Here is a 23,462-nt window from a genome sequence, read left to right as displayed (position 1 = left end):
GGGTTCATTTTACTCAAAAGACCGGTTAGAAGCTGGCCATGACCCAGCATCAGCGCCTTCTTATCATCGACTTCGGCTCCCAGGTCACGCAGCTCATCGCGCGGCGCCTGCGCGAGTTAAATGTCTACTGTGAAATCCATCCATATCAGAATGTTACCGACGCCTTTTTGAGCGAGTTTTCGCCCAAAGCGGTAATTTTCTCAGGTGGGCCGGATTCGGTTACGCGAGACGGTTCACCGCGTCCGCCGGAAAGTGTCTACACAATGGGCGTTCCGATCCTGGGGATCTGTTACGGCCAACAGGTGATGATGCAGCAGCTGGGCGGACAGGTTGACGGTGGCAAGATTTCCGGCGGTGGCGGCACGGCCGAGTTTGGCAGAGCATTCGTGACACCTGTCGAGAACAAACTGTCGATCCTGGATGGATGGTTTGCCGACGGGAAAGAACAGGTCTGGATGAGCCATGGCGACCATGTCAGCCGGATCGCACCAGGCTTTGAGGTATTCGGCACATCGCCAAACGCTCCCTACGCGATTACCGCGGACAAGGAGAGAAACTTCTACGCCGTACAGTTTCACCCGGAAGTGCACCACACGCCGAACGGCAAGAAGCTATATGAGAATTTCGTCCGACTTGCCGGCTTTACCGGTGACTGGACAATGGGAGCCTACAAGGACGATGCCATTGCGCGCATCCGCGAGCAGGTCGGTGACAAGAAGGTCATTTGTGGTCTGTCCGGTGGTGTCGACAGCTCCGTTGCTGCTGTGTTGATCCATGAGGCGATCGGGGATCAGCTCACATGTGTCTTCGTGGACCACGGCTTGTTGCGCCTGAACGAGGCGGAAGAAGTGGTGTCCATGTTCAGGGATAACTACAACATTCCCTTGATCCATGCGGATGAGAGCGAACTGTTCCTGGGAGAGCTGGACGGTGTTTCCGACCCGGAAACCAAACGCAAGATCATCGGAAAACTGTTCATCGACGTTTTCCAGAAACATGCAAATGAGATTGAGGGCGCTGAGTTTCTCGCTCAAGGTACGCTCTATCCGGACGTGATTGAGAGCGTCAGCTTCTCCGGAGGTCCGTCGGTCACCATCAAGTCGCATCATAATGTCGGCGGGTTGCCGGAAAAGATGGGACTGAAGCTGGTCGAGCCGCTGCGTGAACTCTTCAAGGACGAGGTGAGGGCGCTTGGCCGTGAACTCGGACTTCCCGAGAAGTTCATCGGCCGCCACCCCTTCCCGGGACCTGGACTTGCCATTCGGTGTCCGGGTGAAATCACCCGCGAAAAACTGGAAATCCTGCGAAAGGCAGATGCGGTCTATATCGACCAGATCCGCAAGCACGATCTTTACGACGACATCTGGCAGGCTTTTGTAGCGATACTGCCTGTGCGTACCGTGGGTGTCATGGGCGATGGCCGGACATACGACTACGCCTGCGCGTTGAGAGCCGTGACGTCAGTTGACGGCATGACTGCCGACTATTTCCCCTTCACGCATGATTTCCTGGGTGAGACGGCAACCCGTATCATTAATGAGGTACAGGGCATCAACCGCGTAACCTATGACATTACGTCCAAACCTCCCGGCACTATTGAGTGGGAATAAGCAAGGCTTTGGATCACTTGGACCCGACGTCGCTTGGCGGGTCTTGACGTGTGCGGACCGAAATATCGCAGGTAACTCTGCGAACGCTGGAATGTGATTGCACGAACGATTGTCGAGGCTGCATGCATTGGCGAAAGGTCAGTGATTGTGCTCGTGCATTTGCTTTTGTTTATTGCACCTCGATGGTGTGAGCGAACTGCAATTCGTTTCGATTAACTGAATATTTGCGCGCGCTCATATAAATGGTGCTTGAACTGTTGCTCGATCAGTTGCTTTACCAACTAAAGATAGGAATGATTGAAGTGAGTAAATTAACTAAAATTATTTCTGGATATGAAAATGATGGCTTCAGTCTCGGTAAAGCAGCTAGAAAAAAGAGAATTAAGTATTTTTGTGATTTGATAGAGAATAATTTTTCTGAGAAAGGCCGTGTAAAAATACTAGATATTGGCGGGACAGTTCAATATTGGAACATCCTCGACAAAGATTTTCTTGATCGCAACAACGTACAGATTACCCTTCTGAATCTTCCGGGATCTCAAGTCTTTGAGGCGGACGGGAGATTTGATTTTTTGACAGGTAACGCCACAGAAGACATCTGGAGTTACCTGGACCCGCAGGACTATGACCTGATCCATTCAAATTCGGTAATCGAGCATGTTGGCGACTGGGCGCAAATGAAGCGGTTTGCGTCAAACATCCGGGATTTCCACGGCGGTTATTTTGTCCAGACACCAAATTTCTGGTTCCCCATTGAGCCGCATTGCATGACGCTCTTTTTCCATTGGCTGCCGAAGCCTATAAGGGTCTGGCTTGTTGCTCATTTTTCCTTGGGGCACTGGGCAAAGGGGGCCAATACCGATGAGGCTGTCGAAATCGTCGAAAGTGCGCGCCTGCTGAGCAAGTCCATGTTCAAGGCGCTTTTCGATGATGCACTGGTCAAGCAGGAAAAATTCCTGTTTTTGACCAAGTCCTTCATGGCAGTCAGAGCTGACAGTGAAGAAGTCGCTTCTTGAAAAGAGACTGGATTGCTCAACTTAATAGATTTGAATACCGAACAGGCTTTCGAAAGATCGCAACATGAGCTCTCGAATTTGGTGACCTAGCGCCTTGTTGAGATTTGAGCGTGAATGAATACACCACGGCTACCGGATCTGACACCAGACTGTGCTTCTTGTGCAGCCCTTTGCTGTGTTGTCTTTGCATTTGACCGATCAGAGTCCTTTGGTATCGACAAGGCAGCAGGCGAGGTTTGCCCGAACCTGGATAGCTGCGGACGTTGTGCCATCTTCGATGACAGGTCGCGTCTCGGTTTCAGTGGATGCATTAGCTATGATTGTCACGGTGCAGGACAACGTGTGACGCAGGAAGTGTTTCACGGGCACACATGGCGGGATGATCCCGGACTTACGGAACGGATGGGAGAGGCGCTTTCCGTCCTGCGGCAAATTCATGAGAAACTGCTGCTCCTGGCAGCGGCTGAAAAACTTCCACTTGGTATTGGGGAACGACAAGCCCTAATCGACCTGCAGATGCAGCTTGCTCCGCAGATGGACTGGACGGAAGCTCGGTTGAGGGCGTTCCCGCTGGTTGAGATTTCACGAAAAGTGTCGGATTTCCTGACAGGCTTGCGTCGACATTTCGTGCGATAGGCCTGACTAAGAAGTTTGTCTCACTATCTTGCGCATTTGATACAGAATGCTGCGGCAGGATCTACCTGTAGCCGCTTCTCGGAAATCTCTTCACCGCACTCCACACAGTCGCCGTATTCGCCAGCTTCCAACCTTGATAAGGCTGCCTCGATTTTCTGGATAGTCGCCCGGCGCTGCCGCTCGGATGCCTGTGCCATCGCTTGCCCTTGGAGCGCGTCCATACGCGACAATCGACCGACAGATTGCTGATCTAGCTCCACCGTGGCACGGGCTTCCCCGGACAGCTCGCTCAATGTTTCAAGTTCGGTCTTGAGCGACAAAAGCTTGATCCGAATGTCTTCAACGTTGTGTTCCGCCATCTCCAAGCCTCCAACGAAAGCATGAAGATGGCGGCCTGAATGTGCAAGGGGCAGGTGTCACCGGTTAAACGGCATCCCTTGATCCTAAAACCCGGCTAGAACGATCTTCCCAATGGTTTTATTGCTTTCAATCTTCTGATGCGCCAGGCGCAGATTATCTGCGTTGATGGGTTCAATCACTTCCGTCAACGTGGTCTTGATCTTTCCAGCATCAACAAGGTCAGCGACGTTGTTCAAAAGCTTGCGTTGCTCATCCATATCGGTCGTCTGGTACATGGAACGGGTAAACATCATCTCCCAGTGGATCGATATCGCCTTCAGTTTGAAGGGCCCAATGCTGACGTTGTCGGGATCGTCGATGAGCAGAAAACGCCCCTGTGGCGCGATCAATTCTGCAATATCGTTCACGTGTTGCTCTGTGTGCGTTGTCGAAAAAATATAGCCGGGGGCTTCCAGTCCCAGGGCTTCGATCTGAGGCGCCATCGGTTTTGAATGATCGAGAACATGATGCGCACCAAGCTCGCTCACCCAGGAACGGCTCTCCGGTCTTGAAGCAGTTGCGATAATTGTCATGTTCGTCAATTGACGAGCGAGTTGAACTGCTATGGAACCGACGCCACCCGATCCGCCAATGATCAGGAGAGTGTTCGAGCCAGCAGGAACCGGGTCATTCACCTTCAGCCGGTCGAACAGGGCTTCCCAGGCGGTGATCGCCGTCAAGGGCATGGCAGCTGACTCCGCAAAGCTCAGGCTCGTGGGTTTGCGGCCCACAATGCGTTCATCAATGAGATGGTACTCCGAGTTGGTTCCGTCCCGGGTGATGTCGCCGGCATAATAGACCTCGTCGCCCACCTTGTAGCTGGTAACGTCAGGTCCCACTTCGGTGACGAGCCCGGCTGCGTCGTATCCAAGGACGACGGGCACGCCGTTTTGCGAAGTTCGGGATTGCCGCACCTTGGTGTCGACTGGGTTGACCGCAACAGCCTTGACCTCAACGAGAAGATCCTTTCCGGAAGGCACCGGCCTTGGAAGGTCGAGATCAGTCAACGACTTCGGGTCATCAATAAGAAGCGGTTCAAAAAATCCGATGGCACGCATGCTGTGTTCTCCTGATTTGCGTACCAATCAAATTGAACATAAAATCGTTTGGCGCAAGAATGCACAATTCTAGCCGTAACTCACAAAAAAGAACCTTAGGCACAATATGGATACCGTTAGGAAATCAGGACCCAAACTGGTCAAGGACGTTTATGGCTGCCATCCGGGCTGTGCTGTCGAAGCAGCGCTCAGTTTGATCGACGGCAAGTGGAAAGGCGTCATTCTGTTCCTGCTGATGGAAAAAGATGTCATGCGCTTCAACGAATTCCAGAAAGCGCTTCCGGACATCACACAACGGATCTTGACCGCTCAACTCCGTAGTATGGAAGCTGACGGATTGATTGTGAGGACCGTCTATCCCGTTGTTCCACCGAAGGTTGAATATCAACTGACCGACCTAGGCGTCTCGCTGGAACCAGTGGTGAAGGCCCTTGCACGCTGGGGGAACGAAAACAAGACGCTCTGGCCAAAAGGGTTTAAACGGGACAGCCACCTTCAGCAGGCAGGCTGACGAACTTTCAGGCTGATGGGTTTCGTTTGTCGTTCGCAAACCGTTGAGCCTCCCTGACGCATTCGTGACTTTGTCAATTCTCAGCCCGTTGCGAGGATGCTCCCGCGAAATCCAGGGGAGAAATGCGTCATGAACCTAAGATGTTCGACAGTGCTTGCGGTGTTGTTCCTGTCCTCGGTGTTCGGAGCGTGCTCAGCACGGGCAGGTGAGGTCGAGATTGTCTCGGCAAAAGCAACCGGATCTGCAGGCTCGTGGACCTTCGCGGTAACGCTCAGGCATGACGACACGGGTTGGGATCACTACGCCGACCTCTGGCAGATCTTTACGCCAGACGGAGAATTGTTAGGCGAGAGAGTGCTCCTTCACCCCCATGTCGACGAACAACCCTTCACGCGATCCCAATCGGGCATCACGATTCCAGAGGGCGTGTCACAGGTCATCATCCGGGCCCGAGACACGGTGCATGGTGTTTCACCACAAGAATACAAGTTGGACCTGGACCGTTAAGCGTTGCCTCAGTCAGGTGCGGATAAAGGCCAAAATGCCGTCCGCAACGAATTGTACGGATAGAGCTGCCAGCAGCACGCCAAGAAGACGGGTGATCACCAATTGCGCGGTTTCTCCCAGGAGCCTTTCTATCTTGTCAGCCAAGAGAAAGGCACCCATGCAACTCAGCAGGATGATCGCGATGACGCCGCCGAGGCCTGCATAGGCAAGGGTATCCGGAGCCTGACTGGACAACAGGATGATCGCGGAGATTGCCGCAGGTCCCGAAATAAGCGGTATCGCCAAAGGAAAGATGGCGAGTTCATTGATCGTTCCATGATGCGCTTCTGATTCCATCGCCTTTTCGGCGGTTTCGGTTTTACGCGCCTGGCGCTTGCCGAAAATCATCTCGATCGCGATCAGGAACAACAGGATGCCTCCGGCGACCCTGAATGCGGAAACGGAGATGCCAAGTACATTCAGAACCGTCTGTCCGGAGGCATAAAATACAAGGAGGATGGCCGCCGCCGTGATGGTCGCCCGAATGGCGACCTTGCGCCTGTCGTGCTTGCTCATGCCAGCCGTAATTGCAAGAAACATCGGGGCCAGACCGACCGGATCAATGGTGACAAATAAGGTCGCGAAGGCGTTGATGTAGTAGTCGAGCATGGCGATTCCCGGACCGGTTTTTCAGGCGCTTTTGTCGCCTTACTATAGTGCTTTGCGAGGTGCTGGCATGTTCTCAAGCCAAATGATTTTTGCCCCCTGTGTATACTCCTCGTAAAGCATTGAAATTAAACCCTTATTACTTAGGTGGAAAAGCGCCGAGAATTTGGAGCGGCGTCTTGAATCGGATATAAAAGAGCAAGCAATAACAATGAAATGAGTGTCTTCCTTGGCTGACCAGGACAACAGCACGCCCACTGACGGTCTTCCGTCCGATATCAAACCGGTCTCCATCGTCGATGAAATGAAGCGCAGCTATCTCGATTACGCGATGAGCGTGATCGTGTCGCGTGCGCTGCCTGACGTCCGCGACGGCCTCAAACCGGTTCACCGGCGCATTCTCTACTCGATGCACGAAAACGGCTACGAGTGGAACAAGCCCTATCGCAAGTCGGCCCGCGTGGTCGGTGACGTCATGGGTAAGTATCACCCGCATGGCGACAGCGCGATTTACGATGCGCTGGTGCGCATGGCGCAGAATTTCTCGCTGCGGCTACCGCTGATTGACGGGCAGGGCAACTTCGGCTCCATCGACGGCGATCCAGCAGCGGCCATGCGCTACACCGAGTGCCGTCTCGAAAAAGTCGCCCACAAACTGCTGGACGATATCGACAAGGAGACGGTCGACTTTCAGGAAAACTACGATAACTCCGAGAGCGAGCCCGTCGTCCTTCCTGCCAAGTTCCCGAACCTCCTCGTCAACGGGGCCGGCGGTATCGCAGTCGGCATGGCAACCAACATTCCGCCGCACAACCTGGGCGAAGTGATCGATGCCGCCATTGCCGTGATGGAAAATCCGGCGATGTCCCTCGAAGAACTGATGCAGATCGTTCCAGGCCCGGATTTCCCAACGGGTGGCATGATCCTCGGTCGGTCGGGTATCCGTAGTGCCTATGAAACGGCCCGCGGTTCGATCGTCATGCGGGCGAAAGTCGACGTCGAGGAAGTACGCAAGGACCGGACGGCGCTGATCGTCACGGAAATCCCGTATCAGGTCAACAAATCGACGATGATCGAGAAGATTGCCGAACTGGTGCGCGACAAGCGTATCGAGGGCATCTCGGACATCCGTGACGAAAGCGACCGCTCGGGCATGCGGGTCGTGATCGAGCTGAAGCGCGATGCGGTTCCGGACGTGATCCTGAACCAGCTCTACCGTTTCAGCCAGTTGCAGACATCGTTCGGTGCCAACATCGTTGCTCTGAACGGCGGCAAGCCGGAGCAGATGAACCTCTCCGACATGCTGCGCGCCTTCGTCTCCTTCCGTGAGGAGGTGATCCAGCGCCGCACACGCTACCTGCTGAAGAAAGCCCGTGACCGTGCCCACATCTTGGTGGGCCTGGGCATCGCAGTTGCCAACATTGATGAAGTCATCAAGCTCATCCGCAGCGCACCGGACCCGGCAACGGCGAGAGCGCAGCTGATGGAGCGCAACTGGCCGGCAAAGGATGTTGAATCGCTCATTCTTCTGATCGACGATCCGCGCCACATGGTGCAGGACGATGGCACCTATAAACTGTCTGAAGAACAGGCACGAGCCATTCTCGATCTGCGTCTGCAGCGCCTGACGGCGATGGGCCGCGATGAAATCGAGGAAGAACTCAACAAGATCGGTGCGGAAATTTCCGACTATCTCGACATCTTGCGCTCACGGGCCAGGATCCAGGAGATCGTCCGCAACGAAATGCTTGAGATCAAGGAAGAATTTGCAACTCCGCGCCGAACCGAAATAATCGAAGGCGGGGCAGATTTCGACGAAGAAGACCTGATCCAGCGCGAAGACATGGTCGTGACGGTGTCTCACGGTGGCTACATCAAGCGCGTGCCGCTGGCGACCTACCGTGCACAACGACGCGGAGGCAAGGGCCGGTCCGGCATGGCGACCAAGGACGAGGATTTCGTCACCAGGCTGTTCGTCGCCAATACCCACACGCCGGTTCTGTTCTTCTCCTCGCGCGGCATCTGTTACAAGATGAAGGTGTGGCGTCTTCCACTCGGCGGGCCGACCTCGCGCGGAAAGGCATTGATCAACCTGCTACCTCTCGAACAGGGCGAACAGATCACCTCGATCCTGCCATTGCCGGAAGACGAGGACAGCTGGGCAAATCTGGATGTGATGTTCGCGACCATACGTGGCACCATCCGACGCAACAAATTGTCCGATTTCGTCAACATCAACCGGAACGGCAAGATTGCCATGAAGCTGGAAGACGGTGACGGGATTGTCGGCGTCGACACCTGTTCTGAACATGACGATGTGATGCTGACGACCAACTTCGGTCAGTGTATCCGCTTCCCCGTGACGGATGTACGTGTCTTCGCCGGTCGTAATTCCGTCGGGGTCCGCGGAATTCGTCTGGCCGATGAGGATCGTGTGATCTCCATGCAGATCCTGCACCACATCGATGTGACGGCAGAAGAGCGCGCCGCCTACCTGAAGCTTTCCCGCGCAATGCGTGGTGAAGCAGATGAGAACGGTAACGGCGCAGACGAAGAGGGCGTAGTTGCCGGCGATCTGCCTCAGGAGCGTTACGCTCAGATGAGTGCAGCCGAGCAGATCATCCTGACCATCTCTGAAAACGGCTACGGCAAGCGGACGTCTTCCTTCGAGTACCGGGTTACCGGCCGAGGCGGCAAAGGCATCACGGCCATGGCCGTCAACAGCCGGAATGGCGGTCTGGTCTCGTCTTTCCCTGTCGAAGACAGCCACCAGATCATGCTGGTGACGGATGGTGGCCAGTTGATCCGCTGTCCGGTGGACGGTATCCGCATCGCCGGACGTGCGACCCAGGGCGTGATCGTCTTCAAGACGGCAGCCGATGAAAAGGTCGTTGCGGTCGAAGGGATTTCCGAAGTCGATGAAGACGATGTACTCGAAGACGCCCTGGAAGGAGAGGCTGAGGGTTCAGCTGAACCGGGTGAGAATGACGCCGGGAACGATTCCGCCGAAGGCGATGAAACGCCTCCTGAAGCCTGATCTCTGATTGGCTAGGCCTGAAATCGACAACAGCGGCCAGGGTGGAACCTGAGCCGCTGTTTGCCGTTACGGGGAGGGAGGTCTGAGACGAAGCTCAGTTGGCCACGGGGTAACGGGCCAGAATTGTTTCATTTACGGTTGGTGCAGTTTTCTCGACGGTGACGAAGGAAACGTTGCGTACACGGTTCGCACCGGTCAGTGCAGCTGCACAGTCTTCGCTCCAAGCGCCCCAAGCCTGTGTTTCACAAGCCTTTGATGCCGGAATTTGCACAGCGCGGTCGGACTTGGTGGAAGCAAGTCCCTGAGTTGCCAGGCTGGTCAGACCTTCTGCCTGCGATGCTTTGCTCGGGTGCATGCTCATCATGCCAGCGGCAATCATCGTCAACAACGCAAGAACGAAAATAGCGGCCATCTTGAATTGTCCGGCCGGATCGATTGCCTTTGCCTGAAAGGCGAAAGGACGCACCGCGATAGCCGTTGCGGTCCGGTCGATTGTAGTAGTGCTCCTCATGATGCTGGCTCCTGCTCACGCCAATTGATTTCGATGGAGCCACTTTGACCCAGGTTTGCAAAGAGAGTTGTGACGGTCGTCACACAATGTCAGTTACTGGCAAAAGACGCGTTCATGCCTGCGTTCTACTTGTTAGGCAGGTGCAGGCAGAGTAAGGAAGGTGCCATGAATCGTATTGCGCTTTATCCTGGATCCTTCGATCCCGTCACCAATGGCCACATGGATATATTGCGTCAGTCGCTTGCGCTGGCGGACAAGGTGGTGGTTGCCATCGGAATTCACCCCGGCAAGTCCCCCCTGTTTTCCTTCGAGGAACGGGTTGAATTGATCCATGCTTCGGCTCGTTCGGAATTCACCCCGGAGGAAGCTGAACGGATTGATGTCATCGCCTTCGACAATCTGGTCATCGAAACGGCACGCCAGCAAAACGCCGCTTACCTGGTGCGCGGTCTGCGGGACGGCACGGATCTTGACTACGAGATGCAGATGGCCGGCATGAACGGCACGCTGGAACCGGACATTCGTACGGTATTTCTTCCGGCTTCCCCGAACGTGCGCCACATCACGGCCACCTTGGTACGTCAAATCGCGAAGATGGGCGGAGAAATCTCCGCTTTTGTGCCGGAACCGGTTGCCGAACCATTGAGATCGCGCGCGAAACCCGGCGCGTAATTCAAAGCCAAGCTCTAGACCTGAACCTTAGGAGTCTCCAGTGTCGCGCTTTCTTGCAATTTTTGCCGTTCTGGCTTCAATTCTGATCCTGCCTTCGGCCGCCAATGCCCAAGGCACCGATCCGGAAAACACAATTTATCTCGATTTGAAGGACGGGCGCGTCGTCATACAGCTTCGTCCGGACCTTGCTCCGGCTCACGTTGAGCGGATCAAGAAGCTTTCCCGCGAAGGTTTTTACGACGGTATCGTCTTCCATCGCGTCATCGACGGCTTCATGGCCCAGACCGGTGACCCGACGGGCACCGGCACGGGCCGTTCCAGCGAACCTAACCTGAAGGCTGAGTTTTCCAACGCACCGTTCAAGCGTGGCACGCTCGGCATGGCACGTTCCGCAAGCCCGGACAGCGCCAATTCCCAGTTTTTCATCATGTTCGGCGATGGCGACTGGCTGAATGGCCAGTACACCGTATTCGGTGAAGTCGTCGACGGTATGGAATTCGTCGACAACATCACCCGCGGCGAACCGCCGGCAAATCCGGACAAGATCATCAAGATGCAGGTCGCCTCGGACGCACAATAACGTTCAAGCGACTACAATTTCGAAAATACCCAAGGAGATACTCGATGGCTGAAATCAAAGACGCCGAAAACACACTTCTCATGGAAACCAGCCAGGGACCGGTTGTTATCGAACTGAAGCCGGACCTCGCGCCGACGCATGTCGCACGCATCAAGGAACTGGTCCGCGAAGGTTTTTACGACGGCATCGTCTTTCACCGCGTAATCGACGGCTTCATGGCACAGACCGGCTGCCCGCAGGGGACTGGCACTGGCGGTTCCGGCAAGAAACTGAAAGCGGAATTCAGCAACGAGAAGCACGTGCGCGGCACCTGCTCCATGGCTCGCGCAATGGACCCGAACTCCGGTGACAGCCAGTTCTTCATCTGCTTTACCGATGCACCCTGGCTCGACGGTCAGTACACCGTCTGGGGAGAAGTGATCGAAGGCATGGACAATGTCGACAAGATCAAGCGTGGCGAACCGGTTTCCAATCCGGACAATATCGTCTCCTTGAAAGTGGCGGCCGACGCGGCCTGAACCACCTGAAAGTGGCTTTAACGATGCAGCGCGGATCAGTCATCCGCGCTGTTTTGTTTTGGATGTACCCTCAGACGGTTGACCTGCTCCGCCGTCGCCAGTAAGAGCCGCTGACTGAAAGTCCGGTTGCCGCTCTGGATGGAATGGCGCCGCACCCCGAAACCTTCCAGAGATCCGTCAGTAGCAAATTACCATGCGCGTCGACCAATTCGACTTTGTTCTTCCCAACGAACGGATCGCCTTGCGCCCGGCTCGGCCACGTGATTCCGCTCGCATGCTTGTCGTTAAACCAGGTGCTGAACCTGAACTGTCCGACACGGGTGTTCGCGAATTGCCGCTGTTGCTGGAGCCCGGTGATGCGCTGGTTTTCAACGATACCAAGGTGATACCCGCACAGCTTGAAGGAACACGCCTGCGAGGAGATATTACCGCTGGCATCGGGGCGACGCTGCACATGCGCACCGGGCCGGACCGCTGGAAGGCCTTCGTCCGGCCGGCAAAGAAGTTGCAAGTTGGCGATACCGTGCTTTTCGAAGGGGTCGGCACACGGCTAACGGCGGAAGTGACCGAAAAGGGCGACAGCGGTGAAGTATTGCTGACTTTCGACCGGTCCGGACCTGATCTGGACATTGCAATCGCATCCGTTGGACACATACCCTTGCCACCGTATATTGCGCAAAAGCGTGGCGAAGACGACCAGGATCGCAAGGACTATCAGACGATATTCGCCGAAAAGGACGGTGCCGTTGCCGCACCGACTGCGGGTCTTCATTTTACGCCTGACCTGCTGGAGGCATTGAGCGAGCGCGGTATCGAACAGCACCGCGTAACACTGCATGTCGGAGCTGGCACCTTTCTGCCGGTAAAGGCGGAAGACACGGCAGATCACAAGATGCACGCAGAATGGGGCGAAATCTCCGAAGAGACCGCCGCCGCACTTCTGGCCGTCAAGGCAAGGGGAAACAAGGTTGTCAGCGTCGGCACGACATCCCTGCGGATCCTTGAAAGCTCCGCCCAGGCAAGTGGCGCCATTGCCGCCTTTGCGGGTGAAACCTCGATCTTCATAACGCCCGGCTACCGCTTCAAGGCGATCGACGCGTTGATGACCAACTTCCATCTTCCGCGTTCTACATTGTTCATGCTGGTGTCGGCTCTTTCGGGCCTGGACACGATGCGGCGTGCCTATGCACACGCTATTTCGCAGGAATACCGTTTTTACAGCTATGGCGACGCTTCCCTGCTTTTCCCGCAGGAAGGCGCTGTCTGAGGACCAATCATGACCGAAAAAACCGGCAAGACCTTCAGCTTCAAGCTGATCACCACGGACGGCGCTGCGCGGCGAGGCGAAATCACGACGCCCCACGGTGTCGTGCGTACACCCGCTTTCATGCCGGTGGGCACTCAGGCAACCGTGAAGGCGATGTACCCGGAACAGGTGAGGGAAACCGGTGCAGACGTGGTGCTCGGCAATACCTATCACCTGATGCTTCGCCCAACTGCCGAACGGGTCGCCAGACTTGGCGGACTGCACACCTTCATGAACTGGCCTCACACGATCCTGACCGACAGCGGTGGATTCCAGGTGATGTCGCTGGCCCAGCTGCGGAAGCTGGATGAAGACGGTGTGCGTTTCCAAAGCCACATTGACGGTCAGAAGTACCATCTCACACCGGAACGTTCTGTCGAGATACAGGGACTTCTCGGATCAGATATCCAGATGCAGCTGGACGAATGCATCAAGTTGCCGAGCCCCCGTGAAGAAGTCCAAAGAGCAATGGAGCTGTCTCTCAGATGGGCAGAACGCTCTCGCAACCAGTTCGAAACCATGGGTGGACCAGGAAAAGGGCAGGGGCTTTACGGCATCGTTCAGGGGGGTGATCAACCCGATCTTCGTATTCGCTCGGCAGAAGAACTCGGCAAAATGCCGTTTGAAGGCTATTCGGTTGGTGGTCTGGCGGTTGGTGAACCTCAGGACGTGATGCTGAGCATGCTAGACATCACGACGCCTGTGATGCCAGTGGACAAGCCGCGTTACCTGATGGGCGTTGGGACACCGGACGATCTTCTGGAAAGCGTGAAGCGCGGCATTGACCAGTTCGATTGCGTGATGCCGACCCGGGCAGGTCGTCACGGTCTGGCCTATACGCGCTATGGCAAGGTCAACCTCAAGAATGCCCGTCATCAAGACGACCCACGCCCGCTGGACGAGGCGAGCACCTGTCCCGCGTCTAGTGTCTACAGCAGAGCCTATCTGCACCATCTGGTGCGGGCTGGCGAAGGACTGGCGGGCATGCTGCTCACCTGGAACAACATCGCCTACTATCAGTTCCTGATGCAGGGCATGCGCGACGCGATCGAGGCCGGGTCTTTCGAAGACTTCTACTCAAAGACCAAGGAAGACTGGGCGCGCGGCGATATTGCCGCGCTGTAACCCGGCACTCTCAATCCAAGCTCAGGCTGAAACTGACTAGGCGGAAAATCCGTCCGCTTTCGTCAGATAGCAGCCGGAAATCTTCCAACTGCCGTCATCCTGTTGCTCGAAACTGTAGAGAGCCAGCCAGTTTTGGCCATTTGGGCCGGTTACATAGACTTCCTGCGTTGGCCCGAGCTTGGTCATTTTCGACCGGCCGAACGTTACGCTTTGAGGCTTGTAAACAGGTTGGTAGCCTTGCCGCACCATTTCCATGAAGAACTCTGGTGTCTGAAACCGCTGTTGCAAGGAACTGGTTGCGAACGAGAAGGCTGCCTGGGCATTACCTGTCGCAAAGGCACTCATCTGATTTTTGATGATCTTGTGAAAGGCACTGCTGTCGAGCCCTTCTTCGGCGCGGACAGACCCTGTAGCCAGCAACGCGCTGACGCCGGCCACCGCCACCATCTTCCAGAAACGAGCATGAGCCATGTTCGGTGTCTCCTTTCCTGAAACCCGATCAGTATACGGCTCGAAACCCTTTTCAGATTGCTAAAATACAAGCAAATCCTTGCGGCAATTCCTGGCAGTTTGATCTGTTTTTCGGCAGACCTTGAACTGCGAATTCTCGTGACGCATACCGACTCACGCCAAAGCCGGCAAATAGTCCTGTAAAATCAAAGGCGCCAGAGCTGGATCCCGTCCGGACAAGTGGAGCGATCCAAAAGCGCCGGTATGTCAGCGACCAGGCCGCGTTGATCTTTCAGAACGTCCTTCAGGACCTGCCAGCCGGTTTCATCTTGGAAAAAATGCCGATGCGGGACCGCAAGCACGGCAACATCCGCAGCATCAAGGTCTTCTTCCCGGGTGAGGGTGATTCCATATTCGGCGACAACCTCATCGGGATGTGCAAGTGGATCACAGACCTGAACACGTGCCCCAAACTTTTCCAGCTCCCTGATGAGATCGACGACCTTGGAATTACGGGTATCTGGCACATTCGCCTTGTAGGTGATGCCGAGGACGACAACTTTCGGAGGCATGGGCATGCCAAGCTTCACGCTTTCCTGGATGATCTTGCCTGCGATAAATGCCGGCATTGCCTCGTTGGTACCGCGACCCGCCAGAATAACCTGAGGTGTCATGCCGATCTCGTGTGCCTTGTGAGTCAGGTAATAGGGATCGACACCGATGCAGTGCCCACCGACCAGCCCCGGCTGGAACGGCAGGAAGTTCCATTTGGTCGAAGCCCCCTTCAACACGTCCCGGGTATCGATGCCCATCTGGTGGAAGAGCATCGCCAGTTCGTTCATGAGAGCGATATTGAGATCGCGTTGTGTGTTCTCAATCACCTTTGCCGCTTCCGCTACGCGGATCGACGGGGCAAGATGAATGCCGGCCGTGACAACGGCTCCATAGAGCGTGTTGAGCGTTTCGGCTGTTTCCGGGCTGGAACCCGAAACAATTTTGGTGATGTCCGCAAACCCTCGCTCGGTATCGCCGGGATTTATGCGCTCTGGCGAGTAACCAACGGCAAAATCCCTGTTGAAGAGCAGCCCCGATTCCTTCTCGAGGACGGGAACAGCGATCTCTTCGGTTGCCCCTGGATACACGGTTGATTCAAAGACAACGATGGCCCCCGGTTTCAGATTGCGGCCGACGGTTGCTGCTGCGTTTCTGAAAGGCGACAGGTCAGGTCGTTTGGCATGATCGACCGGTGTCGGCACCGCCACGATCAAGACATCCCTATCGCTCAGATCCTTTTCGTTGCTGGAAAAAACGAGCGTTTCCTGCTGCAAATCCGCGTCATCAACGGACGACGTGCTGTCCTGACCGCTGCGCAACTCGTTCAACCGGCTTTCGTTGATATCGAACCCGAGAACGTCAAAACCCTTCGCAGCGAAGGCCACCGCCACGGGCAGGCCGACATAACCCAGACCGATAACCGCGATCTTGGTGGAGTGAATGGAAGTGTCGTGCATGAGGCATCCGGGATTGGAGCAAACGGAAAGGGCCGGGTCTTTCGCAAGACCCGGCCCACTCCTAAAGGCTTCTGGCGAGCCTTTTCAAGCCCGCAGTGAAAACGATCGCAGATTATTCGGCGGCCAAGGGTTTGCGAATGATCTCTTCCATGAACGGAACCAGTTCCCGAGCAAGTTTCGGATCGTCCATGCCGAATGCGATATTGGCGCTCAGGAAGCCGGCCTTGTTACCGCAGTCGTAGCTCCGACCCTCGAACTTGAGCGACGCGAAGTGCTGTTCCTTCATCAAGGCGAGCATGCTGTCGGTCAACTGGATCTCACCACCTGCGCCTTTGCCCTGGTTGGACAGAAGATCGAAGATTTCCGGCTGTAGAATGTAGCGGCCGGTGATCATCAAATTGGAAGGCGCCGTACCGGGCGCGGGCTTTTCGACCATGTTTGAGATCTTGTGCGCATTTGCACCGAGTTCTCCGTCGAGTTCCACAATGCCGTACTGATCTGTCTGGTCTTCGGGAACTTCTTCCACGGCGATGATGTTGCCACCCGTATTTTGATAGAGGTCTACCATCTGCTTGAGGCAGCTGACCTGAGACTTGATGATCACGTCCGGCAACAGAATGGCAAAGGGTTCGTTGCCGATAATATCGCGGGCGCACCAGATAGCATGGCCGAGGCCTAGCGGGGCCTGCTGACGGGTGAAGGAAGTGGCACCCGGAACCGGGCGGTGTTTTTCAAGTAGTTCCAGAGCAGCAGTCTTGTTTCTTGCCTTGAGGGTATCTTCCAGCTCATAGGCCATATCGAAATGGTCTTCGATAACCTGTTTGTTTCGCCCGGTGACGAAAACGATATGTTCGATGCCTGCGGCCCGTGCTTCATCCACCACATATTGGATGATCGGACGGTCAACGATCGTCAGCATTTCCTTCGGCACTGCCTTGGTCGCGGGCAGAAACCGAGTGCCAAGACCTGCCACGGGCAGGATCGCTTTGCGAATGGGCTTGTTCATGTCAGGCCTTCCGATGGTCTACAAATACGAACTCAATCTTCTTTTACCCACTAATAATCACATGAGCCGTCGAATACACGTTCTAAACTCAGATCGTCCGCGGGCGCGACGTTGCAGTTAGCCCAAGTGGCAATCAGCCGGACCCTCAGGTCTATGGCCGGTTGCAAGCTTGTGCACTGCAATACTAACGCAATAACTTCGACAAAGTGATCATTTTATGTCGGGGTGAGACTACGCACTTTTAAATCGATTTAAGAGCTACCTGCTTTCCGCCAGAGCGATGTTGCGGGCAGGCGAAAAGAGCGCTATGGAACTCCGCAAGTTCCGAGATCGGACTTGTTTCCTGAACGAGTTGCTGCGCTCAAGCGGCAACCGCATGGCATAAGGTGGAAAATGACCGAGGCAAACCGCGTAGTTTCCGTTGGCAATGTAACCTTCAGCAATGATGCGCCTTTCAGCCTCATTGCCGGCCCTTGCCAGCTTGAAAGCCGCGAGCACGCGCTGGAATGCGCAGCCGCGATCAAGGAAATTACGGATCGTCTCGGAATCGGCGTCATTTACAAGACCTCATACGACAAGGCCAACCGGACATCTCTTGCAGGAAAACGGGGTGTTGGCATGGAAGAAGCCATGCCGATCTTTGCGGAAGTGAAGGAAAAATTCGGCATGCCGGTCTTGACCGATGTGCACAGCCCCGAGCAATGCGCGCCGGTTGCGGAAGTTGTCGATGTCCTGCAGATCCCGGCATTCCTCTGCCGTCAGACGGACTTGCTTGTGGCTGCCGCAAAGACCGGCCGCGTGGTCAACATCAAGAAAGGCCAGTTCCTGGCGCCCTGGGACATGAAAAATGTTCTGGGGAAAGTGACAGGTTCGGGCAATACCAATGTCATGTTGACCGAACGCGGCGCCAGCTTCGGCTACAATACGCTTGTTACCGATATGCGCTCGCTGCCGATCATGGCTCAGACCGGCGCGCCGGTTATTTTTGATGCAACACATTCCGTGCAGCAACCGGGCGGGCAGGGCGCTTCCACCGGCGGCGACCGGACAATGGTACCCGTTCTTGCGCGTGCTGCAGTGGCCGTGGGTGTAGCTGGTCTCTTCATCGAAACGCACCCTGATCCGGACAACGCTCCGTCCGATGGACCGAACATGGTGCCGCTCGATCAACTCGAAGCGTTGCTGGCCCAGTTGAAGGCACTCGACAACGTCGTCAAGGCACCGGCAGCCGCTGCAGAATAGTCAATTTCAGCCGCGCCTCGTGTGCGGCTTTCCTTTGTGGGGCAAGAGCTCCGGAAAAACGCCGGTGCTCCGGCTTCCAAACGGCCGGAATTTCTCCGGCAGACCGTCAATTCAGGTGCATGCGACAAGGGAGTTCTTTCCATGACCGCCATTATCGATGTTATCGGCCGTCAGATCTTTGACAGCCGTGGTAACCCGACCGTAGAAGTCGACGTTTTCCTGGAGGACGGTTCCTTCGGCCGGGCAGCCGTTCCGTCCGGAGCTTCCACCGGTGCACACGAAGCTGTCGAACTGCGCGATGGCGGCGACCGCTTCATGGGCAAGGGTGTCCAGAATGCAGTTGATGCCGTGAACGGAGAAATTTTCGAGACAGTTGGCGGTCTGGACGCTGAAGATCAGCTTCAGATCGACCAGGCCATGATCGATCTCGACGGTACACACAACAAGTCGCGTCTTGGTGCCAACTCCACTTTGGGCGTATCGCTTGCTGTAGCCCGCGCCGCTGCCCAGGCGTCCGGTCTGCCGCTCTACCGCTATGTCGGCGGCACGTCTGCGCGCACGCTTCCGGTTCCCATGATGAACATCATCAATGGCGGCGCGCATGCCGACAATCCGATCGATTTCCAGGAATTCATGATCATGCCGGTTGGCGCCGAGTCCCTTGGCGATGCCGTGCGCATGGGTTCTGAAATTTTCCACACCTTGAAAAAGGCACTGAACGCAGCCGGCCACAACACCAATGTTGGCGACGAAGGCGGCTTTGCTCCCAATCTGGAATCGACCGACGCAGCTATCGGCTTCGTCATGAAGGCGATCGAAACTGCTGGATACAAGCCAGGTGAAGATGTCTTCCTGGCACTGGACGCGGCATCGACCGAGTTCTTCAAGGACGGCAAATATGTGCTGGAAGGTGAAGGCAAGACGCTGGCTCCTGAGGAAATGGCAAAATATCTCGCCGACCTCGTTTCCCGCTACCCGATCATCTCGATCGAAGACGGTCTGGCAGAAGACGATTGGGACGGTTGGAAAGCGACGACCGACCTTATCGGCAATAAATGCCAACTGGTCGGCGACGACCTCTTCGTCACCAATTCCGAGCGTCTGCGCAAGGGTATCGACCTCGACGTTGCCAACTCGATCCTGATCAAGGTCAACCAGATCGGTACGCTGTCCGAAACGCTGGACGCCGTCGAGACCGCACACAAGGCTGCCTACACCGCTGTTATGTCCCACCGCTCCGGCGAGACCGAGGACAGCACCATTGCTGACCTCGCGGTTGCCACCAACTGCGGCCAGATCAAAACCGGTTCACTTGCACGGTCCGACCGGCTCGCAAAGTACAACCAGCTCATCCGTATCGAGGAAGAACTGGGCGCACAGGCGGTTTATGCAGGTCGTTCCATTCTGCGCGGCTGATCTTTTCAGGTCATCAAAATCAGAAAAGCCCCGCATTCGTGCGGGGCTTTTTTTGTTTCGGCAACTCAAGCTGCTTTTAATTGGAAACTGCTGCCTGCGGATCGGTCCGTGTTTCGTCGGCATGCAGAAGCGCTGCGGCTATTGTTTCCGGTTTTTCAGCTCCTGCCAGAACAAACCTGCCATCGATAATGAAACATGGCACACCCGTGATCCCGGACTTTTGAGCGTTGGCAATCTGGGCCTCGACCTTGTCGAGATCGGTTTCGGTTCCCAATAGATGCTCCACCAGATCGGACTGCATCCCCGCTTCCTCGGCAATTCGCACAAGAACCTCGGGGCGTGTCAGATCTTCTCCGTTCAGGAAATAGGCCTTGAACAAAAGCTCCACGACTTCGTCCTGAAGATCGTCGTCACGTGACCAAAGGATCAGTCTGTGGCAATCAAGGGTATTCGGCGACAAGGTGATATCGTCGAAGGCAAAGTTGATGCCTTCCTCCTGTCCCGCTGCACGGATTTGTTTGTAGAACGTATCCGCCCGCTCCAGACCACCGAACTTGTCGCTCAGATACTGTTTTCTGTCCTTGCCAGTCTTCGGCAAGGTGGCGTCAAGCTGAAAGGGGTGCCAACGAACCAGCACATCGAGCTGCGGAACCGACTTCAACGCCGCTTCAAGGCGTCTTTTTCCAATGAAACACCAGGGGCACATCACATCGGATACGACATCGACGGTAAGGGCGGATGATAGGGTCATCGGACATCCAGAACGTTGGAGATATTTTTGTCAGGCTAAAGACTCTGACAAATATGCCAACCCCAAATTCGCGGCAGTGTTAAGGCAATCGACGAAAGACGCATACAGACCAGCGTCTGTTCACAGAACAGTGTGTGTGAGGATCGAGCTGATCCGCTTCTGCAGCCTTGTCGTGCCAGCCTCGTTCTTCAAGACGGCAACCGGCCCGAAGTCCTTGACCAGGCAGACAAGGTCCTCGTCACGGCTGGTGGCGTCCGCGATGGACAGCAATGTCGTGTTGATGTCTTCCAGTTCTTCAGCGGAAGTGACGGCAATGCCGAAGTTTTCCGGCTGAAGCCTCATTTCCCAAAGATCGAGGCCACGCGCCGCAAGGCCATTGCTGCAGGCTTCGAGATAGTTCGTATAATCATCCACGCCAAGTCCGCCCTGGTGGATCTGCTGACGCAACCACATGTGGCTTTCCGCGAGCACCCGGTCTGCAAGACGGCGCCTCTTGCCGAAGCGGGTGGCGGAGTTTAGCCGGCGGGCGAGGGTTTCCTTGCGGTTTTCTCCAACCAGCACGTCCGAAGCTCCGTTTCGGAACAGTTGAACGAGATCTTCCTCCCGCTCACAGACAGCCAGAACCGGCAACCCCGCGAAACGGGCATCCCGGCGGATCTGCTGCATATAGTCGACGGCATCTTCGAAGGGGGCATCAATGACCACGGCGTCAAATGCACGCTTGGACATGAATTCAACCGCCATGCTGCCGTCGAATGCACCGACAACCTCGACCTTTTCTTCACTGGCGTCCTGCCATTCCAGGAACCGACCGCTCAGGCCAACGACAAGCAGGCTGCTGGTTCCTGAATGATGCGGCGCGCTCCCGAAACCCGGAATCCTGCCAAAAATACGTCTGCGAAGTTGTGCTTCCTCTGACCGAAGCAATGCGCGCTGATGAATGCATATCAACATCAGCAGGACTTCATCGGGAACGACCTTGTCGATAATTGCAGTCGGTTGCAGACCGGGGGGCAGAATATCGTCGCTTCCGGTGAGGATGTAGAAAGGGACTTCACTTGGAAGGCGTCTGATTTGCGGAAGCAGCCAGGAAAAGAATTCGTCTCTGCGGTCGTCTTCCAGGATGCTTATATCAACCACGATCGCTGCAGGCAGCGCCATGGGCAGCTTGCTGCGACGGTCGAACATGCTGATAAGCGACACGTCTAAATCTTCTGGCGCATCACCATTGCTGCTCCGCCTTGGCCGACGTCCCGCATACCAATACGGGCCGCGCCAGGAAAGCGAGGTTTCAACATCCATTCCTTATCCCCACCTACGCCACGGCAGCAGGCAATCGCTGTGTCCGCATGGTCAGCCGTTCACGGCTGATGGTTCCATCCTCGTTCCGCGGCAGAGACTGTAAAATCAACACACGATGGGGGATCTTGGCAAGGTCCACGCCTTCGGCATCCAGATACGCGAAAAAGGCACCCGCATCAGGAACGTTCCCGGCCTCGGGTACAAGCGCTGCGTACATCCTGGCTCCGAGGAGAGGGTCTTCCACTATGAAGGCGGCAGCTTCCTTGACGCCCGGGTACCCTGCGTAGACAACATCCACCGTTTCAAGGTTGCCGGTACCAAGGGCATATTGGCCCGGGATACCGAAACCAGCAATGCCGCCATCCGTCAGTTCAACCTTGATGTTGGTATTCAGAAAACCGGTTCCTTCCCAGCGGACGCGCCGCTGGTCACCATTGATGGTTCGCCACCCGACATCGGGAACCATGGGTCCCTTCACCAGAAGCGTTGGAGCTTGCGTATCCACCTCGTCGGTGACCGCAATCTCAAGAAGGGCTGGCCCGCTTTCACACCCGATCGGCCCGCTATGCTTTCCCAGCGCGGTGGCCTTCATCTTCGCCGAGGGACCTCGCGCCTTGGCAACGAGTGCGAATTCGTCAGCGATGTGAAGATCGATCAGACGGCGCCGCGCAACGAAAGTCGTCGGATGCGGGGCCGCGATATTCCAGGCTGCAAGTAGCGTCGTCTTGGTGTTTTCAAGTTTACGGTCGAGCGTCTGTGCCAGCGGCCCGGGTGTCATGACGATATCCGCCTGAACCTCGTTGGCATGAGCAGCGAGATTGGCAAGTGAAGTCGGGTGGTGCAGATGCAAGGTGCCGCCGGTCAGCAACCAGGGAACCAGTCCTCCACCCAGGCCGGTCAAGCCACTGAGCGAATAGGGGAGGACCATCACGCTGGCATCGCGCACATGAGCTTCCTGCACGATCATATGTGCGACCGATACCCAATGGTTATGGCAGCGGGTAACCGGAACGTTTTCCTCGCCGCTTCGGCTCCAGCAGATGGTCGCTGTGTGGTCAGCCGGATCAGGGCGCTCACTCGGAGTGAACTTCAGATCTTCACCCATTTCGGCAAGCATCGGCCCCAATTCAATCAATCCATCGGGAACGTCCTTGCCAAGGCCGAAAACAAACCGCAACGAGAACAGATCCGCAGCAACATCGCGTGCGGCAACACCAACCTCGCGTGTTTCTACCCGGTCGGCCGCGACAAATCCCTTGGCGCCTATGGAGTTCAAGGCTTCCAGAACGTTCTTCTGCCGCCAGTGCAATGGCAAGGGAGAAATGATCAGATCTGCTCGCAGGGCTGCCAGGATCGCGATTACGGTATCGACCGTGTTGGGAGCCTGGACACCGACGACATGATCAGATGACAGTCCGACGGTCGTGTAGAAAGCGGCAAGACGATCAATTTCCCGATCGGCTTCGGCATAACTCAACGCTCGGGGAGCACCACCTGTCCAGGTAGCCCTGTCAGGAGCATCAACCAGCGCAAGCCGGTCGGGGTGTTCTGCGGCTGTCTTGCGGAACATTTCATCAAGCGGCACATCGGACCAGGCTCCGCTTTCATGATACTCCGTGGACAGGCTTTCAGGCGTGGCTTTCATTTTATTTT

At 55.8% G+C, this 23,462-nt stretch carries 23 protein-coding genes; 13 read left to right on the top strand and 10 right to left on the bottom strand.

The window, feature by feature from the left end; all coding sequences use genetic code 11:
* The first annotated feature begins 38 nt into the window (after positions 1-38).
* From guaA to FIV03_RS20545, 3 genes are all read left to right on the top strand, one after another.
* Positions 39-1,610 carry a glutamine-hydrolyzing GMP synthase gene (gene guaA, locus FIV03_RS20555; protein WP_152510795.1) on the top strand — a complete coding sequence of 524 codons (1,572 nt, stop codon included), beginning with the start codon at positions 39-41 and terminating at the stop codon, positions 1,608-1,610.
* Positions 1,611-1,852: 242 nt separating this feature from the next.
* Positions 1,853-2,626, top strand: coding sequence for a class I SAM-dependent methyltransferase (locus FIV03_RS20550; protein WP_152510794.1), 774 nt, complete (start codon positions 1,853-1,855; stop codon positions 2,624-2,626).
* A 114-nt stretch (positions 2,627-2,740) separates the two neighbouring features.
* Positions 2,741-3,262 (top strand): hypothetical protein, encoded by a 522-nt coding sequence (locus FIV03_RS20545; RefSeq protein ID WP_152510793.1) that lies wholly within the window; start codon positions 2,741-2,743, stop codon positions 3,260-3,262.
* A gap of 23 nt (positions 3,263-3,285) precedes the next feature.
* Here FIV03_RS20545 and FIV03_RS20540 read toward each other — a convergent pair whose 3' ends face one another.
* Together FIV03_RS20540 and FIV03_RS20535 are read right to left on the bottom strand one after the other, a co-directional pair.
* Positions 3,286-3,621, bottom strand: coding sequence for a TraR/DksA C4-type zinc finger protein (locus FIV03_RS20540; protein ID WP_152510792.1), 336 nt, complete (start codon positions 3,619-3,621; stop codon positions 3,286-3,288).
* A gap of 84 nt (positions 3,622-3,705) precedes the next feature.
* Complete coding sequence (locus FIV03_RS20535; RefSeq protein WP_152510791.1) at positions 3,706-4,719, bottom strand: zinc-binding alcohol dehydrogenase family protein; 1,014 nt, start codon at positions 4,717-4,719, stop codon at positions 3,706-3,708.
* 106 nt (positions 4,720-4,825) lie between these two features.
* On the opposite strand from FIV03_RS20535, the gene FIV03_RS20530 reads away from it, so the two are divergent.
* Both FIV03_RS20530 and FIV03_RS20525 read left to right on the top strand, forming a co-directional pair.
* Complete coding sequence (locus tag FIV03_RS20530; protein ID WP_152510790.1) at positions 4,826-5,230, top strand: helix-turn-helix domain-containing protein; 405 nt, start codon at positions 4,826-4,828, stop codon at positions 5,228-5,230.
* A 129-nt stretch (positions 5,231-5,359) separates the two neighbouring features.
* Complete coding sequence (locus FIV03_RS20525; RefSeq protein ID WP_152510789.1) at positions 5,360-5,737, top strand: hypothetical protein; 378 nt, start codon at positions 5,360-5,362, stop codon at positions 5,735-5,737.
* Positions 5,738-5,749: 12 nt separating this feature from the next.
* On the opposite strand, the gene FIV03_RS20520 is transcribed toward FIV03_RS20525, so the two are convergent.
* On the bottom strand, positions 5,750-6,385 hold the full coding sequence (locus FIV03_RS20520) for a MarC family protein (RefSeq protein WP_022998662.1): 636 nt from the start codon (positions 6,383-6,385) through the stop codon (positions 5,750-5,752).
* Between the two features lie 226 nt (positions 6,386-6,611).
* On the opposite strand from FIV03_RS20520, the gene gyrA reads away from it, so the two are divergent.
* A complete protein-coding gene (gene gyrA / locus FIV03_RS20515) occupies positions 6,612-9,419 on the top strand; it encodes a DNA gyrase subunit A (RefSeq protein ID WP_055654254.1) in 2,808 nt (935 codons plus the stop codon).
* Between the two features lie 94 nt (positions 9,420-9,513).
* On the opposite strand, the gene FIV03_RS20510 is transcribed toward gyrA, so the two are convergent.
* Positions 9,514-9,930 carry a hypothetical protein gene (locus tag FIV03_RS20510; RefSeq protein ID WP_022998660.1) on the bottom strand — a complete coding sequence of 139 codons (417 nt, stop codon included), beginning with the start codon at positions 9,928-9,930 and terminating at the stop codon, positions 9,514-9,516.
* A 165-nt stretch (positions 9,931-10,095) separates the two neighbouring features.
* Between FIV03_RS20510 and coaD the strand changes: the two genes are divergently transcribed.
* From coaD to tgt, 5 genes are all read left to right on the top strand, one after another.
* Positions 10,096-10,602: a pantetheine-phosphate adenylyltransferase gene (gene coaD / locus FIV03_RS20505; RefSeq protein WP_022998659.1), complete on the top strand. Its 507-nt coding sequence runs from the start codon at positions 10,096-10,098 to the stop codon at positions 10,600-10,602.
* 40 nt (positions 10,603-10,642) lie between these two features.
* Positions 10,643-11,182 (top strand): peptidylprolyl isomerase, encoded by a 540-nt coding sequence (locus FIV03_RS20500; RefSeq protein ID WP_209009728.1) that lies wholly within the window; start codon positions 10,643-10,645, stop codon positions 11,180-11,182.
* Between the two features lie 44 nt (positions 11,183-11,226).
* Positions 11,227-11,700 carry a peptidylprolyl isomerase gene (locus tag FIV03_RS20495; RefSeq protein WP_022998657.1) on the top strand — a complete coding sequence of 158 codons (474 nt, stop codon included), beginning with the start codon at positions 11,227-11,229 and terminating at the stop codon, positions 11,698-11,700.
* Between the two features lie 193 nt (positions 11,701-11,893).
* A complete protein-coding gene (queA, locus tag FIV03_RS20490; protein ID WP_152510788.1) occupies positions 11,894-12,967 on the top strand; it encodes a tRNA preQ1(34) S-adenosylmethionine ribosyltransferase-isomerase QueA in 1,074 nt (357 codons plus the stop codon).
* 9 nt (positions 12,968-12,976) lie between these two features.
* Positions 12,977-14,131: a tRNA guanosine(34) transglycosylase Tgt gene (gene tgt, locus FIV03_RS20485; RefSeq protein ID WP_152510787.1), complete on the top strand. Its 1,155-nt coding sequence runs from the start codon at positions 12,977-12,979 to the stop codon at positions 14,129-14,131.
* 36 nt (positions 14,132-14,167) lie between these two features.
* On the opposite strand, the gene FIV03_RS20480 is transcribed toward tgt, so the two are convergent.
* From FIV03_RS20480 to galU, 3 genes are all read right to left on the bottom strand, one after another.
* Positions 14,168-14,602 (bottom strand): DUF4864 domain-containing protein, encoded by a 435-nt coding sequence (locus tag FIV03_RS20480; protein WP_022998654.1) that lies wholly within the window; start codon positions 14,600-14,602, stop codon positions 14,168-14,170.
* A 185-nt stretch (positions 14,603-14,787) separates the two neighbouring features.
* A complete protein-coding gene (locus FIV03_RS20475; RefSeq protein WP_152510786.1) occupies positions 14,788-16,092 on the bottom strand; it encodes a nucleotide sugar dehydrogenase in 1,305 nt (434 codons plus the stop codon).
* 112 nt (positions 16,093-16,204) lie between these two features.
* Positions 16,205-17,098, bottom strand: a complete 894-nt coding sequence (galU, locus tag FIV03_RS20470; RefSeq protein WP_022998652.1) for a UTP--glucose-1-phosphate uridylyltransferase GalU — start codon at positions 17,096-17,098, stop codon at positions 16,205-16,207.
* Positions 17,099-17,491: 393 nt separating this feature from the next.
* On the opposite strand from galU, the gene kdsA reads away from it, so the two are divergent.
* Both kdsA and eno read left to right on the top strand, forming a co-directional pair.
* Entirely contained in the window at positions 17,492-18,340 is an 849-nt protein-coding gene (kdsA, locus tag FIV03_RS20465; protein WP_152510785.1) for a 3-deoxy-8-phosphooctulonate synthase, read from the top strand.
* Between the two features lie 141 nt (positions 18,341-18,481).
* Complete coding sequence (eno, locus tag FIV03_RS20460) at positions 18,482-19,756, top strand: phosphopyruvate hydratase (RefSeq protein ID WP_152510784.1); 1,275 nt, start codon at positions 18,482-18,484, stop codon at positions 19,754-19,756.
* 76 nt (positions 19,757-19,832) lie between these two features.
* On the opposite strand, the gene FIV03_RS20455 is transcribed toward eno, so the two are convergent.
* The 3 genes from FIV03_RS20455 to FIV03_RS20445 all read right to left on the bottom strand — a co-directional run bounded on the left by FIV03_RS20455 (position 19,833) and on the right by FIV03_RS20445 (position 23,454).
* Positions 19,833-20,507: a DsbA family oxidoreductase gene (locus FIV03_RS20455; RefSeq protein ID WP_152510783.1), complete on the bottom strand. Its 675-nt coding sequence runs from the start codon at positions 20,505-20,507 to the stop codon at positions 19,833-19,835.
* Between the two features lie 120 nt (positions 20,508-20,627).
* Entirely contained in the window at positions 20,628-21,710 is a 1,083-nt protein-coding gene (locus tag FIV03_RS20450; protein WP_209009727.1) for a hypothetical protein, read from the bottom strand.
* 112 nt (positions 21,711-21,822) lie between these two features.
* Positions 21,823-23,454, bottom strand: coding sequence for a class I adenylate-forming enzyme family protein (locus tag FIV03_RS20445; RefSeq protein WP_152510782.1), 1,632 nt, complete (start codon positions 23,452-23,454; stop codon positions 21,823-21,825).
* Positions 23,455-23,462: the final 8 nt, after the last annotated feature.

This window comes from Labrenzia sp. THAF187b (assembly GCF_009363375.1).
Lineage (GTDB): Bacteria > Pseudomonadota > Alphaproteobacteria > Rhizobiales > Stappiaceae > Roseibium > Roseibium algicola.
This window is presented reverse-complemented; position numbering and strand designations above follow the sequence as displayed.

Coding starts and splice junctions, on each gene's coding strand:
- guaA (WP_152510795.1), top strand. CDS start 39: ATGACCCAGCATCAGCGCCTTCTTATCATCGACTTCGGCTCCCAGGTC.
- FIV03_RS20550 (WP_152510794.1), top strand. CDS start 1,853: ATGGTGCTTGAACTGTTGCTCGATCAGTTGCTTTACCAACTAAAGATA.
- FIV03_RS20545 (WP_152510793.1), top strand. CDS start 2,741: ATGAATACACCACGGCTACCGGATCTGACACCAGACTGTGCTTCTTGT.
- FIV03_RS20540 (WP_152510792.1), bottom strand. CDS start 3,621: ATGGCGGAACACAACGTTGAAGACATTCGGATCAAGCTTTTGTCGCTC.
- FIV03_RS20535 (WP_152510791.1), bottom strand. CDS start 4,719: ATGCGTGCCATCGGATTTTTTGAACCGCTTCTTATTGATGACCCGAAG.
- FIV03_RS20530 (WP_152510790.1), top strand. CDS start 4,826: ATGGATACCGTTAGGAAATCAGGACCCAAACTGGTCAAGGACGTTTAT.
- FIV03_RS20525 (WP_152510789.1), top strand. CDS start 5,360: ATGAACCTAAGATGTTCGACAGTGCTTGCGGTGTTGTTCCTGTCCTCG.
- FIV03_RS20520 (WP_022998662.1), bottom strand. CDS start 6,385: ATGCTCGACTACTACATCAACGCCTTCGCGACCTTATTTGTCACCATT.
- FIV03_RS20510 (WP_022998660.1), bottom strand. CDS start 9,930: ATGAGGAGCACTACTACAATCGACCGGACCGCAACGGCTATCGCGGTG.
- coaD (WP_022998659.1), top strand. CDS start 10,096: ATGAATCGTATTGCGCTTTATCCTGGATCCTTCGATCCCGTCACCAAT.
- FIV03_RS20495 (WP_022998657.1), top strand. CDS start 11,227: ATGGCTGAAATCAAAGACGCCGAAAACACACTTCTCATGGAAACCAGC.
- queA (WP_152510788.1), top strand. CDS start 11,894: ATGCGCGTCGACCAATTCGACTTTGTTCTTCCCAACGAACGGATCGCC.
- tgt (WP_152510787.1), top strand. CDS start 12,977: ATGACCGAAAAAACCGGCAAGACCTTCAGCTTCAAGCTGATCACCACG.
- FIV03_RS20480 (WP_022998654.1), bottom strand. CDS start 14,602: ATGGCTCATGCTCGTTTCTGGAAGATGGTGGCGGTGGCCGGCGTCAGC.
- FIV03_RS20475 (WP_152510786.1), bottom strand. CDS start 16,092: ATGCACGACACTTCCATTCACTCCACCAAGATCGCGGTTATCGGTCTG.
- galU (WP_022998652.1), bottom strand. CDS start 17,098: ATGAACAAGCCCATTCGCAAAGCGATCCTGCCCGTGGCAGGTCTTGGC.
- kdsA (WP_152510785.1), top strand. CDS start 17,492: ATGACCGAGGCAAACCGCGTAGTTTCCGTTGGCAATGTAACCTTCAGC.
- eno (WP_152510784.1), top strand. CDS start 18,482: ATGACCGCCATTATCGATGTTATCGGCCGTCAGATCTTTGACAGCCGT.
- FIV03_RS20455 (WP_152510783.1), bottom strand. CDS start 20,507: ATGACCCTATCATCCGCCCTTACCGTCGATGTCGTATCCGATGTGATG.
- FIV03_RS20445 (WP_152510782.1), bottom strand. CDS start 23,454: ATGAAAGCCACGCCTGAAAGCCTGTCCACGGAGTATCATGAAAGCGGA.